Source organism: Sporosarcina soli (assembly GCF_042655805.1).
GTDB classification, from domain to species: domain Bacteria; phylum Bacillota; class Bacilli; order Bacillales_A; family Planococcaceae; genus Sporosarcina; species Sporosarcina soli.
On record NZ_JBHSNO010000007.1, the window covers coordinates 261,799 to 277,378 of the forward strand.

A 15,580-nucleotide genomic window follows, 5' to 3' on the forward strand; every position below is an offset into this window, starting at 1 on the left:
AACAGGAGGAGCCATATGAGTATTCAAATAAAAGAAGTGTCGAAATCATTCGGTTCGTTCGACGCGTTAAAAAATATTAATCTTGCTATTCAAACGGGAGAGCTTGTGGCGTTACTGGGACCTTCTGGCTCCGGTAAAACGTCGTTGCTTAGGATTATTGCGGGGCTTGAGGAAGCGGATCAGGGTGCTGTTTTATTCGGCGAGGAAGATATGACCCATATCCGCACGACGGAACGGAAAGTCGGCTTTGTCTTTCAGCATTACGCGCTGTTTAAGCATATGACCGTATTCGACAACGTTGCCTATGGATTGAAAGTGCGCCCGAAAAAAGAACGTCCTTCCAAAAAAGAGATTGAATCGAAAGTGCTTGAACTACTGGGACTTGTGAAATTGGACGCTTTTGCCAATCGCTATCCTTCCCAACTTTCAGGAGGGCAACGGCAACGGGTCGCGTTGGCGCGAGCACTTGCTATTGAACCGAAAGTGCTATTGCTGGATGAGCCGTTTGGTGCACTCGATGCGAAAGTACGGAAAGAATTGCGGCGCTGGCTCCGTAGATTGCATGATGATTTTCATATTACAAGTATTTTTGTAACCCATGATCAGGAAGAAGCCCTTGACGTGGCGGATCGAATCGTCGTTATGAATGAAGGGAAGATAGAACAAATCGGTAGTCCGGAAGAAGTGTATGACCACCCGAACAGTCCGTTTGTGTATGATTTCCTTGGAAATGTCAATCTATTTCACGGCCGTTTGGAAAATGGCAAACTGCTAAATGTCGATGTCAATTTGGCCGCAGCAGATCTGGAAAACGCGGGTAATAAGCTGGCAGTCGGCTATGTCCGCCCACATGATGTAACGATTGAACGTCAAGGGACAGATGCTGAAGCGGTTCAAGCGACAATCGTGCATATTCATGTCGTAGGGAGGTCTGTACAAATTGAACTGAAAAGAAATGACAATGACCAGTTTTTGGAAGCGGAACTGTCGAAAGAACGTCATCGCGAGTTGCAACTCCAAGTAGGTGAAGTCGTTTTTGTTAAACCGAACCAACTCCGCGTATTTATTCCGGAAGACTATTCAATCTAAAAGACTACTCCATGCCTCTTTATGACAAGGCATGGAGTTTTTGGGTTAACGGTTTTAAATATAATGTTGACACAATATGCGTTATCTTTTATTCTAATAGAGATAACATATATTGGGTGGGGTGGATGATGACAACAGTTACAGTGAAAGAAAAGGGAGGAAAAGGGAGAATCAGTCCGTTAACCATCGTCTATAGCGGAATGTTTGCTGCCCTGATGATGATCGGTGCAAATATTACTGCATTTGTGCCCTTTCTAGTCATCGGCGGGGTGCCGATCACCTTGCAGACATTTTTTGCGATTCTCGCGGGGCTTCTTCTTGGGAGCCGGTTAGGTGCGATGGCCATGACGGTCTATTTATTCATCGGGCTTGTGGGGGCGCCTGTATTCTCTAAGTTTGGCGGAGGTTTCGGCTATATTGTGAATCCGACATTTGGCTTTGTCGTTTCGTTCATTTTGACAGCGTATATTGCGGGGAAAATAGTTGAAAAGAACGGAAAGTTACAAGGGTATATATTCGCAGCGCTTGTCGGAATGATCGTGAATTATCTCTTTGGAACGAACTGGATGTACTTCGCTTACAAGTTCTGGGCAGCGGCTCCAGATGCTTTTACGTATAAGATTGCATGGCTATGGATGATTCCGCCATTGCCGAAAGATATTCTTCTTTCCGTATTGGCTGGGATGTTCGGTCATCGCATGTACAAAGTATTGAAAGTGAGGAGAGGGTAAGATGACGAATTACGCTATTTTAGCAGAACGTGTACTTGAAGGACATTCTTTGACAGACGATGAGGCATTCGCAATTTTGGACAGCCCTGATGAAGATTTGCTGCCGCTTCTTCACGCGGCTTATACAGTCCGGAAACATTATTATGGAAATAAAGTGAAGCTCAATATGATCATGAATACCAAATCGGGTTTATGTCCCGAAAACTGTGGCTATTGTGCGCAATCGATCATTTCAAAGGCACCTATTGAAAAATATTCAATGATGAAACAAGAAGAAATTGTTGCGGGCGCCGCGAGGGCAGCGGAATTGAATGCAGGAACATACTGCATCGTGGCGAGCGGACGCGGGCCGGTGAATCGGGAGCTTGAAATCGTCATCGATTCCGTGAAAGAAATTAAAGCAAAGCATGAGCATATGACGGTTTGTGCATGTCTCGGCTTGTTGAAGCCTGAACAAGCGAAACGACTAAAAGAAGCTGGCGTCGATCGTTATAATCACAATATCAATACCTCGGCAGCACATCATGAAAGCATTACGACATCGCACACGTACGACGATCGTGTGAATACCGTTGATCTAGTGAAGCAATCGGGCATCTCGCCGTGCTCAGGCGTCATTATCGGGATGCGAGAAACGAAAGAAGACGTTGTGTCGATGGCGAGAAGTTTGCATGCAATGGATGCAGATTCGATTCCGGTGAACTTTTTACATGCGGTGGATGGGACACCGCTTGAGGGGACGGACGAATTGACACCGCGTTATTGCTTGAAAGTACTCAGTTTGTTCAGATTCATCAATCCGACGAAAGAGATTCGGATTTCGGGTGGACGTGAAGTGAATTTGCGCAGTCTCCAACCGTTTGGCCTCTATCCGGCAAACTCCATTTTCATCGGAGATTACTTGACGACTGCGGGGCAAGAAAGCGACCGCGACCGACAGATGCTGGAAGACCTAGGGTTTGAAGTGGATCTGGAACCGTTGACCAGAGAACCTGTTACAGTTTGATATGAAAAGTGGACAGCCTATCGTCATATACGGGCTGTCTTTTTTCGTGAAGAATGAAACGATTCTGTTGTTCATACGTATAAGAAAGTGTGAAAAAAATCATCTTCACAGAAAAGGGTGTTTCAAATGATTCAACTACTTCTTTTTTCAATTATAACAGGCATCATTTCCAGCCTGATTATTGTCCCATATTCGAGAAACCGTCAGGAGGAGAAAGTGCCGGTCCGCTTGAACCAATGGACCGCGCTGGCAGGTACGGCTATCCTGTTTGCAATTATCGTATTCGGTTTGTATTATGTGACCAATTTGGACCGGAATTGGACGTCCCTATGGTTCGTTCTGCTTGTTGTAACTTTGTTGGGGGCCATTTTGGCAGGAAACAAAGACCGCAAATGGAAGATCGTCCTCTTTCTGGCTGCACTGGGATTCGGAGCTTATCTGTTAAGCGCGCCGTTCTTCAATGCGGATAAAAAATATAAAGCGGTGGAAATGGACCAGCAAGTGGAAATTCAGGCATTCGATGAAACGAAAACGCCTGCAAGTGTCCCGCCGCAATTTGCGCGTAATAAGATGAAGAAAGCGTTTGGGCAAGTACCGAATACGAGCTATTATGAGCTCGGGAACTTGCAAATCCAAAAAGTGAACGGAGAATTCGTATATATAGCACCTGTCGAGTTTTCCGGTCTGTTCAAATGGTGGAATGGCAAAACGACGCCGGGCTACTTCACGATGAGTGCAACCGACTCGGCAGATAATCCGAAATTCGTCAAAGCGGAAATGGCGTACACGCCTTCTTCGTACTTCCATAAAAAAGTGGAGCGGCATTTGCGGATGGCAATGCCGAACTTGATCTTTTATGGGGATACCCAACTGGAAATCGATGATAAAGGCAAGCCTTATTATATCCGCTCTTATGGAGATTTCATCTCCGCACGTAACGGTTTCGACGTCAAAGGGATTGTCGTCGTCGACCCGGCGACTGGTAGTTTGCAGCAGTATACGTTAGCGGAAGTGCCTGCATTTATCGATGGAGCGGTCGCCCCGGAGGCGGTCAGTCTACAAAATAGTTATTTCGGGAAATATGTCCATGGTTTCTGGAATTCCCTTTTCGGGAAAAAAGATGTGAAGCTTCCATCGGATGAAGGAACGGAAGCGAATGTCAGTCCTATTTTTGACGAGAATGGGCATATGTACTATTTCACTGATTTTACAAGCCCGAAAGAAGGCGTCGATTCTATGCTCGGCTATGCGCTGACAGATGGTCGGACAGGTGAAGCGACCTATTATACGGGGAATTTGGAAGAATCGTATATGGATTCGCAAGGAACCTTGCAAATCATTGAAAAGAAATTCATCGAAAAGAAATGGACCGGCGAAATGCCTGTCTTGTACAACTTCTACGGGGAAGCGAGCTGGTTGACACCGGTGCTTGATTCGAATGGTTTCCTGCAAAACTATTTCATCGTCTCCGCAGCCAATCCGGAGATATCCGTGTACGCAAACACGCCTAACGAAGCTTTGAAAATTTATAAGACGGCATTGCAACGTGGTGGAAGTACGGTGGATGGACGTTCAGATGCGGAAGAGGTGAAAGTGGCTGTGACGGTCGCCCGCGTGTTTAAAGAACGTGTCGGTGATTTTACACTCGTGTCGATCTTGGCGGAGGATGGACGGAATTATATTGTGTCCTCCGAAGTTGCACCGCTCGCCATTTATGTTCAAGAAAGCGATAAACTATTCATCACTTATTTGGAGACGGGAGAACTGTTCTTACCTGTAAAAGAAATGACAAATATCACTGTAGAATAATGTCCGTGTTTTTTGCCAGCTACCGTCACAATTTGTCCGTTTGAAATTGTGACGGTAGCTGGTATTCTTCATCTACATGTCTAAAGGCTATCTTACTTTGTCGATACTGTTGAAACTGCATGCATATCAATTGCGAAATGAAGCAATTGTCCTGTACAATTAAGTCAAAGTTAGTCAAAGTCAACGGTGGATTACCCGAGGTGAAAGAGGTGAAAAAATGCGAAACATTTCTGACATTATTGAAGGGTATTTAAAGGCAATCATCGAAGAGGAACAGAACGGGATAATTGAGATCAAGCGAAGCGAAGTTGCAGAGAAGTTCCAATGTGTTCCCTCTCAGATTAATTACGTCATTAAAACAAGATTCACGGAAGAGCGTGGCTATGCCGTCGAATCGAAACGCGGCGGGGGTGGTTATATCCGGATTTTCCGTGTCCAGGCCAATTCGAGAAAGGAATTGATCGAGCATATCTTGAAAGGGCTCCATAATGGAGCTTCCTATACGATGGCTGAAGATATCGTTTATCGGTTATTGGAAGAGGAAGTCATATCTGAGCGGGAGTCCAAACTCATTCTCGCTGCCGTTGATCGAACGACAATCCATCAGCCGCTTCCAGAACGCGATTTAATCCGTGCACGCATTTTACAGGCGATGCTCCTGACGCTCATCTATGAGCAACTGGACTGATAGCCAATCCAAACGATATGAGGTGTCGTTCGATGTTATGTGAAAATTGTAAAGAGCGTCCAGCTTCGGTCATTATTACGCAGGAAAGTGTAGCAGGATCGACGGAACGCCAATTTTGCGAGAAATGCGCTTTTCAAACTCAAACGTTCCAATTCAAACCGAATCAGGAGCCTTTGTCCATCCAACAGTTTCTATCCCATTGGTTCGGCGGTGCAGATCCTTTCCAAGCGCAACAACAAACGCGAGAAGAAAAGTCCGCTGGGCCCGAATGTCCTTCATGCGGATTGACATTCCCTAAATTTCTCGATATCGGGAAGTTTGGTTGTGCTCAATGCTATGACACATTCCGGGTAAGATTGCCTTATGTCTTTGGTAAACTCCATAATGGCCATTCAAAGCATAGAGGGAAAATTCCCGTGTCGTTCAACGAAATATATGCAGTGAAAAAGAGAATCGAGGAAATTCGTTCAAAGATGAAAGAGGCCGTAGAAGAGGAACGATTTGAAGAGGCGGCGGCATTACGTGATGAAGCGAATTCGCTGAAGCTGCAGCTTGAGCAAGGAGGAGAAGTGGGCGATGTCGATTGAAAAATTCATGCAAGGCGCAGTGACCGGTTGGATGGAAGCCTATGGCGAGCATTCGGACATCGTCATGTCGACCCGTATTCGGCTCGCCCGCAACTTGACAGGGTACCGCTTCCCGATCGCGTTCACTGAAGAGCAAGCGATGGAAGTTGACCGCCAGGTTGCAGCTGTATTGCTCGACGCCGATGAAAGCAATTATGCCTATACGAAGATGGCCGATCTGCCTTTATTGGAACGCCAAATCCTTGTCGAAAAACATTTGATCAGCCCGCAACTTGCGGATCCTGATCGCCATGGAGCTGTTATTTTGTCGGAAGATGAGACAATCAGTGTCATGGTGAATGAGGAGGATCATATTCGGATACAATGCATTCGTCCGGGGCTTCAACTGGAGGCCGCCTACCGACAGGCGGATTTCGTAGATGATTATTTGGAAAAAGAACTACCCTATGCATTTGATGAGGACTTCGGGTATTTGACAAGTTGTCCGTCGAATACAGGGACAGGAATGCGGGCATCCGTCATGATGCATTTGCCAGCATTAACGATTACGAAGCAAATTGACCGCATCATTCCGGCCATTTCAAGACTCGGGATGATTGTCCGTGGAAGCTATGGAGAAGGAAGCGAAGCGCCTGGCAATGTCTATCAAATCTCCAATCAAATGACGCTCGGTAAAACGGAGCAAGAGATATTAGAGGATTTGGGGAATATCACCTCCCGTTTGATCGCCCATGAAAGGAAATCGAGGGAGTTGCTGCTCGCCAAGTCGCGCCTGTCGCTTGAAAATAGGTTATTCCGATCGCTTGGTACGGTCAGCTTTGCCCGTCTATTGCCTTCGGGAGAAGCGGCAAAATGCTTATCGGATGTCCGGCTTGGCATCGACTTAGGCATCATTCAAAATGTCGATATGTCCATTTTGAATGAGCTGATGATTTTTATGCAGCCCGGCTTTTTACAACAGTATGCAGGAGCGGAACTGGGGCAGGAGGAGCGGGATGTCTTCAGAGCGAAACTATTCCGCGAAAGGCTTGCCATTGAAAAAACACCCGCATCCCAAGAGCAAGAAACAGAAGAGTGATTTCATTTTTCACGTTTGATTTTTCATTCCCCTACAAATAAAGTTAAAGTCATTTTGTAGAATAAAGGATTTCTTGTCTGTTCAGTCGAATACGCTAAGAAGAAAGATAGATTTTTCTTTATTGGTGTAATAGAAGTCTTTTAGGGGAATGGTTTTTATATATATAGACAGAAGGAGAGGACTGATATATGATGTTCAATCGATTTACACAACGTGCACAAAAAGTGTTGCAACTCGCTCAGGAAGAAGCAATCCGGATGAAACACGAATCCATCGGCACTGAACATATTTTACTGGGCCTTATTCGCGAAGGTGGCGGCATTGCAGCAAAAGCGCTTGAAGCAATAGACGTCAGCTTCGAAACAATCGAGCAAGGTGTAGAAAAACTAGTCGGTTCTGGAACAAAAGATGTCGGTCCCATTGTACACTACACACCGCGGGCTAAAAAGGTCATTGAATTATCGGTAGACGAATCGAGAAAACTAGGTCATTCCTATATTGGTACCGAACATATTTTACTTGCACTCATTCGTGAAGGTGAAGGGGTTGCAGCCCGCGTTTTGAATAACGCAGGCGTCAGTCTCAACAAAGCGCGTCAACAAGTGCTACAGTTGCTCGGAAGCAATGATAGTTCGGGTGGCAGTCAAGGCGCAGCCAATTCGGCGGCTACACCAACATTGGATAGTCTGGCACGGGATTTGACGGAAGTGGCCCGTGAAGGATCACTGGATCCAGTGATCGGACGAAGCAAGGAAATTACCCGCGTAATCGAGGTATTGGCGCGACGGACGAAAAACAATCCGGTCCTCATCGGGGAGCCGGGCGTCGGGAAAACAGCCATCGCTGAAGGGCTTGCTCAGCAAGTCGTCAACAATGAAGTGCCGGAAATCCTTCGCGATAAGCGGGTTATGACACTCGATATGGGAACAGTTGTCGCGGGTACGAAATACCGCGGTGAATTTGAAGACCGTATGAAAAAAGTGATGGAAGAAATCCGCCAAGCAGGCAATATCATTCTGTTCATTGATGAGTTGCATACGCTCATCGGTGCGGGAGGTGCTGAAGGGGCAATCGATGCTTCGAATATCCTCAAGCCATCACTTGCGCGTGGTGAGCTGCAATGTATCGGTGCCACAACGCTTGATGAATACCGTAAATATATTGAGAAAGACGCGGCGCTTGAACGCCGTTTCCAACCGATTCAAGTCGATGAACCGACTGTTGAAGAAACGGTGCAGATCATCCACGGCCTTCGCGATCGCTATGAAGCGCATCACCGCGTGAAAATTACAGATGAAGCGATTGAAGCGGCAGCGAAAATGTCCGATCGTTATATCTCGGATCGATTCCTTCCGGATAAGGCGATTGACTTGATCGACGAAGCCGGATCGAAAGTCCGTCTCCGCTCTTACACAACACCGCCGAATCTGAAAGAGCTAGAGCAGAAGTTGGAAGCGATCCGTTCTGAGAAAAATGCTGCTGTCCAAAGTCAGGAATTCGAAAAAGCAGCTTCTTTCCGGGATAAGGAACAGAAGATGAAGGAAGAGCTTGAAACGACCAAAACGGCTTGGAAAGAAAAACAAGGGCAAACGGAGTCCGAAGTGACCGTCAATGATATTGCGGAAGTCGTCGCGATGTGGACGGGAATACCAGTTGCGAAAATCGCAGAAACGGAAACGGCAAAACTGCTCAATATGGAAGAAATGTTGCATGAACGCGTCATCGGCCAAGGCGAAGCGGTCATGGCTATTTCCCGGGCAATACGCCGGGCGCGTGCCGGTTTGAAAGACCCGAAACGTCCGATTGGTTCCTTCATTTTCTTAGGGCCAACAGGGGTCGGGAAAACCGAGCTTGCGCGGGCACTTGCGGAAGTCATGTTTGGAGACGAAGATGCGATGATTCGTGTCGACATGTCCGAGTACATGGAGAAGCACTCAACTTCGAGATTGGTCGGATCCCCTCCAGGTTATGTCGGATATGACGAAGGTGGACAATTGACGGAAAAAGTACGTCGTAAACCTTATTCCGTTGTCCTCCTTGATGAAATTGAAAAAGCGCATCCAGACGTTTTCAATATCCTTCTACAAGTGTTGGAAGATGGTCGCTTGACGGATTCCAAAGGGCGTACAGTAGATTTCCGCAATACGGTGGTCATCATGACGTCGAACGTCGGTGCACAAGCTTTGAAGAAAAACCGCTATGTCGGCTTTAATTTGCAAGATGCGGATCGGGACTACGAAGGCATGAAATCGACGATGCTGGAAGAATTGAAGAAAGCATTCCGACCGGAGTTCTTGAACCGCGTGGATGAAATGATCGTCTTCCATTCGCTTGAGAAAGAACATTTACGTGAAATCGTCTCGCTCATGTCCAATGAATTGACGAAACGTCTTCGCGAACAAGACATCGAGCTTACGTTGACAGACGAAGCGAAATTGAAAATTGCGGACGAAGGATACGATCCGGAATACGGAGCAAGACCATTGCGTCGTGCGCTCCAGAAGCATGTCGAAGACAGACTGTCCGAAGAGTTATTGAAAGGCATGGTCCTTACAGGCGGCAGCGTCATTGTTGACGTGGAAAACGGAGAGTTCGTCGTTAAAACAAGCAGCCAAGAAAAGAAAGAAGAAGTCGTGGCTGAAAAATAAAAGGTAAACAGGATAGTCCTTCCGCCATCAGTCATTCGGGGCGAAGGGCTGTCCTTTTCTTCTATGGAGGATTGTATGGCAAAGAAAAAGACGAAATTCATGTGTAAATCATGCGGTTACGAATCGCCGAAATGGATGGGGAGATGTCCAGGGTGTGGAGAATGGAACACGATGGAAGAAGAAGTGGAAATCGTCCAAAAAGGTCCTCGCGGCGCGTTCCAACACTCGGATAATATCCGGCAGAAGGCGATGCCGATCAGTTCAATTGAAACGGTGGAGGAGCCCCGGATCGGTACGGACTTGGCTGAGTTGAATCGGGTGCTTGGTGGTGGCATTGTGCCCGGATCGCTTGTACTAATAGGAGGCGATCCCGGAATCGGGAAATCGACCCTTCTCCTTCAAGTCTCTTCACTGTTGGCGAACAAAGGACAGCGGGTACTTTACATTTCCGGAGAAGAATCGATACGACAGACGAAGCTACGTGCGGAACGACTGGGCGTTGCATCGAACGAACTTTATATTTATGCGGAAACGGATCTAGGGCAAATCCATGACACCATCACCGAAGTCAAACCGCAGTTTGTCATCGTTGACTCTATCCAAACGGTCCATCACCCGGAAGTGACTTCGGCGCCGGGGAGCGTGTCACAAGTACGGGAGTGTACAGCTGAGCTGATGCGCATCGCCAAAACGCAGAGCATCGCGATCTTCCTAGTCGGTCATGTGACGAAAGACGGTCAAATTGCAGGGCCGCGCTTACTGGAGCATATGGTGGATACAGTGCTTTATTTTGAAGGGGAAAGGCATCATACATACCGGATTTTACGGAGTGTGAAAAATCGGTTCGGATCAACGAATGAAATCGCCATTTTTGAAATGCTGCAATCCGGATTGAAAGAGGTTCTGAATCCTTCTGAATTGTTTTTACGGGAGCGATCCCAAGGAGGAGCGGGTTCTACCGTTGTCGCCTCGATGGAGGGGACGCGGCCCATCCTCGTTGAAATTCAAGCGCTTGTCACACCGTCGAGCTTCAACTATCCGAAACGGATGGCAACGGGTCTTGACCAAAATAGAGTTTCGTTATTAATGGCTGTTTTGGAAAAAAGGATGGGTATGCTATTACAAGCGCAAGATGCGTATATCAAAGTCGCAGGCGGTGTGAAATTAGACGAACCTGCAATCGATCTCGCTGTCCTGATGAGCATTGTGTCCAGCTATAAGGACGCAGCGGCGGGAATTGTCGATTGTTTTATCGGTGAAGTGGGATTGACCGGAGAAGTTCGTCGGGTTTCCCGGATTGAACAACGGGTGACGGAAGCGGCGAAGTTAGGTTTCGAGCGAGCGATCATTCCGGCCTCCAATCTGGGAGGATGGGATTATCCGGAAGGGATCCAAGTGATTGGTGTGGAGACAATCGGAGATGCCTTGAAAATTGCTTTTAAAAATTAAATAGAACTGTCGACAGGCTTGCTAACATAGCAATTCTGTCGCTACGGTTCACCAGAAAGTACGGTTGGATCAGGAACTTTTGATGATTTTATGGAGTCTTAATTAAGGTATTCGTGATTTTTCTTCATTCAAATGCTGATCCAAACGCTTATCAAAGCGATTTGAAGGAGATACATGTATAATTATTGAAAAGGAGGTGGTTCTTATGTTGAAAAGGGTGGTGCAAGCTTCATTTTTGCTTATTGGCGGGACGCTGGGTGTCTTATTTTTACCGTATTTATTCACATTATTTACTTTTACTTCAACCCCGTTGATTGATAACCCATATGTGTCCGCTGTACTTGGAGCTCTAATCTTTTTTCTACTCAGCCTTTTCCTCACTGAACCGATTGTGAATTTTATTAAATGGATAGAAGAACGTTTGCTGAAAGCCCCCATATTTGACTTGTTGTTCGGGACGATAGGTCTAATTGTTGGCTTGCTAGTTGCATTTCTTGTCAACTATGGATTGAGTGGTATTCAGATACCGATTATAACTTCCGTGCTTTCTGTGCTTCCGATCCTCCTCTCTATTCTTCTCGGTTACCTTGGTTTTCAAGTCGGGTTTAAAAAGCGGGAAGAGTTTATCAATGCGCTGCTGACGATGAGAAGTACAGGACAAAAAAAGAAAGAAGTAGAAGAGCTGTCTTCTCCGGCAAGTGGTAAACTGTATAAAATACTGGATACGAGTGTGATTATTGATGGCCGTATTGCGGATATTTCGGCAACCGGCTTTCTGGAAGGGGTACTGGTTGTACCGCAGTTCGTTTTGACGGAATTGCAACATATTGCCGATTCATCGGATACGCTCAAACGGACGAAAGGGAGACGCGGATTGGATGTGCTGAAGCGCATGCAAAATGATGATGGTCCCAATATTATGATTACCGATGAAGATTTCAATGATGTGGCGGAAGTCGATTTGAAACTGGTTCGACTCGCGAAAAGCATGGGCGGACTCGTCGTCACCAATGATTTTAATTTGAACAAAGTCGCTGATTTGCATGGCGTTTCCGTTTTGAATATCAATGACCTTGCGAATGCGGTGAAACCGGTTGTCATCCCGGGGGAAGAAATGCATGTCATTGTGATTAAGGACGGCAAAGAGCATAATCAGGGGATCGCTTATTTGGATGATGGAACGATGATTGTCGTGGAAGATGGTAAATTCCATATCGGAAATGCGATTGACGTTGTGGTGACAAGTGTGTTACAAACATCCGCAGGGCGAATGATTTTTGCGAAGCCGAAAAACGGGAAAACTGCGCGAGCAAATTGAGCGAGCAAATTAAACTAGCAAGTAAAGAAAGAAGAGGAAAAACCATCATGAAGTACACAGTCATGATACCGGCAGCCGGAAGCGGTCAGCGGATGGGTGCCGGTTATAATAAACTTTTTTTAAAATTGGGCGATCGGCCGATACTGATCCATACATTGCAAGTGTTTGAAGACGATCCGTCATGTGAAGGGATCGTCCTGGCGGTAAAGGCGGAAGAGCAGCCATCGATCCAGGAGATGCTTTCAGAGTTTTCTATTACGAAAGTGACGGCGATGGTAGAGGGCGGTGGTGAACGGCAAAATAGCGTTGCTGCATGTATTCGGGCATACGAAGGCGAAGGAATCGTCCTCGTCCATGATGCAGCTCGGCCGTTCATTCGCCACAATGTTATCGCTGAACTGGTTAGCATAGCGGATGCTCACGGGGCGGCGATTGCAGGTGTCCAAGCAAAAGATACGATGAAGTATGCGCCTGGCGGTATCGTTGAGGAAACGGTAGATCGGGAGAAGCTGTGGATTGTTCAAACACCGCAAGCATTCCGCTACGCGTTGTTGCGGGAGGCTTCTGACAAGGCGGTTGCGGACGGTTTTCTCGGTACGGATGAGTCGATGCTTGTTGAACGGCTCGGCCATCCCGTACGGATGGTGGAAAGCACGTATGATAATGTCAAGATGACAACGCAAGAAGATCTCGTTTTCGGAGAGATTTTACTGACAAGGAAACGGTAGGAGGACATGTTTATGATTCGGATAGGACAAGGCTATGATGTACATAAGTTTGAGGAAGGGCGTCCACTGATCATCGGTGGCATTACGATTCCACATGATAGAGGGCTGACGGGCCATTCCGATGCGGACGTGCTGTTGCATACAGTGACAGATGCGGCGCTGGGCGCAATTGGAGAAGGGGATATCGGTCGGCATTTCCCGGATACGGATGCGGCGTTCAAAGACGCTGATTCAGCAGTGTTATTGGAAAAGATTTGGGCGCTTGTGGAAGAGAGAGGGTACAAGCTAGGCAATATCGATTGTACGATTATTGCACAAAGACCGAAAATGGCACCGCATATTGAGACGATCCGTCAACGTATTGCAGAATTGCTGAAAGCGGATGTCACACAGGTGAACGTCAAGGCAACGACGACTGAAAAATTGGGCTTCACTGGACGTGAGGAAGGCATCGCGGCATTGGCAACGATTTTGCTCGTGAAAGCATGAGGTCTTTCAATCATGCAGCGTCAGTGGTAAAATGACTCCATTATGAATTTCATTCGGCAATCGGGTTAGCTGGCAAACATTGATCCATATCGATTTCAAGATAGAATGGAAATAGTAGCCGGATTTTTCCTTATGCCTTGAATAACTTGATAGAACGGAGATGTATGAGGATGACAACAGAAGTACGCGTACGCTATGCTCCAAGTCCGACGGGCCATTTACATATCGGCGGGGCGAGAACAGCTCTTTTCAATTACTTGTTCGCACGCCATCATGGCGGAAAATTTATCGTGCGAATCGAGGATACCGATACAGAACGGAATATTGAGGGAGGGGAACTTTCTCAACTTGAAAATTTGAAATGGCTCGGTATCGAGTATGACGAGTCGGTCGATATCGGTGGTCCATATGGCCCTTACCGCCAAATGGAACGGTTGGATCTATATACGAAACATGCACAGGAAATGCTGGAGAACGGCCGTGCATACAAATGTTTCTGTACGACGGAAGAGCTGGAAGCGGAGCGTGAAAAACAGAAAGCGGCGGGAATCGCTGCACCGATGTACAATGGCACTTGCCGTCATCTGAGTGCGGAAGAAGTGGCGGAGAAGGAATCGGCAGGTCTTCCCTATACGATCCGTATCCGTGTTCCTGAGAACGTAACTTACAAAATCGAAGACCTTGTACGTGGAACGGTCACATTCGAATCGAAGGATATCGGCGATTGGGTGCTTGTCAAAGCGAACGGCGTTCCGACGTACAACTTTGCGGTCGTTTTCGATGATCATTATATGAAAATCTCCCATGTTTTCCGTGGGGAGGAGCATATCACCAATACGCCGAAACAGTTGATGATCTTTGATGCTTTCGGATGGGAATATCCGAGATATGGGCATATGACATTGATCGTCAACGAAGAGCGGAAAAAGCTTTCCAAACGGGACGAGTCGATCATCCAGTTCATCTCCCAATACAAAAATCTTGGGTATTTGCCGGAAGCGATGTTCAATTTCTTTGCACTTCTTGGTTGGTCTCCGGGCGGGGAAGAGGAAATCTTCACGCATGAAGAACTGATCCAACTCTTTGACGAAAGCCGTCTGTCGAAATCACCTTCCATGTTCGACAAACAAAAATTGACATGGATGAATAACCAATATGTGAAAAAGCTAAGCTTGGATGAAGTTGTTGCTCTTGCGTTGCCTCATTTGCAAGAAGCTGGTCTCGTCAAAAAAGAGATGACAGAAACTGAAGCTGTGTGGGTGCGTGATCTGGTCGCTCTTTATCATGAACAGTTGAGCTTCGGTGCGGAAATTGTTGAATTATCCGCCCAGTTCTTCAAAGAGGAAATTGAATATGATGAAGCATCCCAAGCGGTATTAGGCGGAGAGCAAGTGCCGGAAGTGATGGCTTCCTTCAAAGGACAATTGGAGGCGCTTGAAACATTCGATGCCGCGTCCATCAAAGCTGCTATTAAGGCTGTCCAAAAAGAAACGGGCCATAAAGGGAAAAACTTATTCATGCCGATCCGGGTCGTGACGACAGGCCAGACGCATGGACCTGAACTACCGGATGCGATTGCTTTGATCGGTAAAGAGAAGTCGATTGCCCGCGTTGCAAAATACGCTCAATAAGGTCAATAAGATCATTACATTGACTTTCATGCAGTAGCATGTAAAATATATGATTAATAAAGATCGGAATGGATTTCCAAAAGTATAAAAGCGTTGAGAAGGAGAAGTATACATTGCACGCTCTTCAGAGAGGATCATCACCGGCTGCAAGTGATCCGAGCCACTGTCATGTAGAAATGCACCTTTGAGTGCCGTGCCGAATCGTTCAGTAGGCCGGACGCATCGCCAGCGTTATGGGCGTCAAGCGGGAAGGGGTATTTGCCTTCCAAGCGGAGTGGAACCACGTATTCAATGCGTCTCTGTCATTTTTGGCAGGGGCGCATTTTTTA

General features: G+C 46.8%; 13 protein-coding genes and 1 other annotated feature. All 13 genes read left to right on the forward strand.

The window, feature by feature from the left end; genetic code table 11:
* The first annotated feature begins 15 nt into the window (after nt 1–15).
* The 13 genes from ACFPRA_RS14910 to gltX all read left to right on the forward strand — a co-directional run bounded on the left by ACFPRA_RS14910 (nt 16) and on the right by gltX (nt 15,251).
* Nucleotides 16–1,089, forward strand: coding sequence for a sulfate/molybdate ABC transporter ATP-binding protein (locus ACFPRA_RS14910; RefSeq protein WP_381436244.1), 1,074 nt, complete (start codon nt 16–18; stop codon nt 1,087–1,089).
* A gap of 128 nt (nt 1,090–1,217) precedes the next feature.
* Nucleotides 1,218–1,820 (forward strand): biotin transporter BioY, encoded by a 603-nt coding sequence (locus ACFPRA_RS14915; protein WP_381436246.1) that lies wholly within the window; start codon nt 1,218–1,220, stop codon nt 1,818–1,820.
* Nucleotide 1,821: 1 nt separating this feature from the next.
* A complete protein-coding gene (bioB, locus tag ACFPRA_RS14920) occupies nt 1,822–2,826 on the forward strand; it encodes a biotin synthase BioB (protein WP_381436249.1) in 1,005 nt (334 codons plus the stop codon).
* Nucleotides 2,827–2,952: 126 nt separating this feature from the next.
* A complete protein-coding gene (locus ACFPRA_RS14925) occupies nt 2,953–4,635 on the forward strand; it encodes a hypothetical protein (RefSeq protein ID WP_381436251.1) in 1,683 nt (560 codons plus the stop codon).
* Nucleotides 4,636–4,852: 217 nt separating this feature from the next.
* Complete coding sequence (locus ACFPRA_RS14930) at nt 4,853–5,323, forward strand: CtsR family transcriptional regulator (RefSeq protein ID WP_381436254.1); 471 nt, start codon at nt 4,853–4,855, stop codon at nt 5,321–5,323.
* A 32-nt stretch (nt 5,324–5,355) separates the two neighbouring features.
* Nucleotides 5,356–5,910 carry a UvrB/UvrC motif-containing protein gene (locus tag ACFPRA_RS14935; RefSeq protein WP_381436256.1) on the forward strand — a complete coding sequence of 185 codons (555 nt, stop codon included), beginning with the start codon at nt 5,356–5,358 and terminating at the stop codon, nt 5,908–5,910.
* A complete protein-coding gene (locus tag ACFPRA_RS14940; RefSeq protein ID WP_381436259.1) occupies nt 5,900–6,988 on the forward strand; it encodes a protein arginine kinase in 1,089 nt (362 codons plus the stop codon). The genes ACFPRA_RS14935 and ACFPRA_RS14940 overlap by 11 nt, the downstream gene beginning before the upstream one ends.
* Nucleotides 6,989–7,176: 188 nt before the next feature.
* On the forward strand, nt 7,177–9,636 hold the full coding sequence (locus ACFPRA_RS14945) for an ATP-dependent Clp protease ATP-binding subunit (RefSeq protein WP_381436261.1): 2,460 nt from the start codon (nt 7,177–7,179) through the stop codon (nt 9,634–9,636).
* A 75-nt stretch (nt 9,637–9,711) separates the two neighbouring features.
* Entirely contained in the window at nt 9,712–11,085 is a 1,374-nt protein-coding gene (gene radA / locus ACFPRA_RS14950) for a DNA repair protein RadA (RefSeq protein ID WP_381436263.1), read from the forward strand.
* 205 nt (nt 11,086–11,290) lie between these two features.
* On the forward strand, nt 11,291–12,403 hold the full coding sequence (locus ACFPRA_RS14955) for a PIN/TRAM domain-containing protein (protein WP_381436266.1): 1,113 nt from the start codon (nt 11,291–11,293) through the stop codon (nt 12,401–12,403).
* A 47-nt stretch (nt 12,404–12,450) separates the two neighbouring features.
* Nucleotides 12,451–13,131 (forward strand): 2-C-methyl-D-erythritol 4-phosphate cytidylyltransferase, encoded by a 681-nt coding sequence (gene ispD, locus ACFPRA_RS14960; RefSeq protein WP_381436269.1) that lies wholly within the window; start codon nt 12,451–12,453, stop codon nt 13,129–13,131.
* Nucleotides 13,132–13,143: 12 nt separating this feature from the next.
* Nucleotides 13,144–13,620: a 2-C-methyl-D-erythritol 2,4-cyclodiphosphate synthase gene (ispF, locus tag ACFPRA_RS14965; protein WP_381436273.1), complete on the forward strand. Its 477-nt coding sequence runs from the start codon at nt 13,144–13,146 to the stop codon at nt 13,618–13,620.
* A 170-nt stretch (nt 13,621–13,790) separates the two neighbouring features.
* Nucleotides 13,791–15,251: a glutamate--tRNA ligase gene (gene gltX / locus ACFPRA_RS14970; protein ID WP_381436276.1), complete on the forward strand. Its 1,461-nt coding sequence runs from the start codon at nt 13,791–13,793 to the stop codon at nt 15,249–15,251.
* Between the two features lie 84 nt (nt 15,252–15,335).
* Nucleotides 15,336–15,555 (forward strand) — a binding site (T-box leader).
* Nucleotides 15,556–15,580: the final 25 nt, after the last annotated feature.

Coding starts and splice junctions, on each gene's coding strand:
- ACFPRA_RS14910 (WP_381436244.1), top strand. CDS start 16: ATGAGTATTCAAATAAAAGAAGTGTCGAAATCATTCGGTTCGTTCGAC.
- ACFPRA_RS14915 (WP_381436246.1), top strand. CDS start 1,218: ATGACAACAGTTACAGTGAAAGAAAAGGGAGGAAAAGGGAGAATCAGT.
- bioB (WP_381436249.1), top strand. CDS start 1,822: ATGACGAATTACGCTATTTTAGCAGAACGTGTACTTGAAGGACATTCT.
- ACFPRA_RS14925 (WP_381436251.1), top strand. CDS start 2,953: ATGATTCAACTACTTCTTTTTTCAATTATAACAGGCATCATTTCCAGC.
- ACFPRA_RS14930 (WP_381436254.1), top strand. CDS start 4,853: ATGCGAAACATTTCTGACATTATTGAAGGGTATTTAAAGGCAATCATC.
- ACFPRA_RS14935 (WP_381436256.1), top strand. CDS start 5,356: ATGTTATGTGAAAATTGTAAAGAGCGTCCAGCTTCGGTCATTATTACG.
- ACFPRA_RS14940 (WP_381436259.1), top strand. CDS start 5,900: ATGTCGATTGAAAAATTCATGCAAGGCGCAGTGACCGGTTGGATGGAA.
- ACFPRA_RS14945 (WP_381436261.1), top strand. CDS start 7,177: ATGATGTTCAATCGATTTACACAACGTGCACAAAAAGTGTTGCAACTC.
- radA (WP_381436263.1), top strand. CDS start 9,712: ATGGCAAAGAAAAAGACGAAATTCATGTGTAAATCATGCGGTTACGAA.
- ACFPRA_RS14955 (WP_381436266.1), top strand. CDS start 11,291: ATGTTGAAAAGGGTGGTGCAAGCTTCATTTTTGCTTATTGGCGGGACG.
- ispD (WP_381436269.1), top strand. CDS start 12,451: ATGAAGTACACAGTCATGATACCGGCAGCCGGAAGCGGTCAGCGGATG.
- ispF (WP_381436273.1), top strand. CDS start 13,144: ATGATTCGGATAGGACAAGGCTATGATGTACATAAGTTTGAGGAAGGG.
- gltX (WP_381436276.1), top strand. CDS start 13,791: ATGACAACAGAAGTACGCGTACGCTATGCTCCAAGTCCGACGGGCCAT.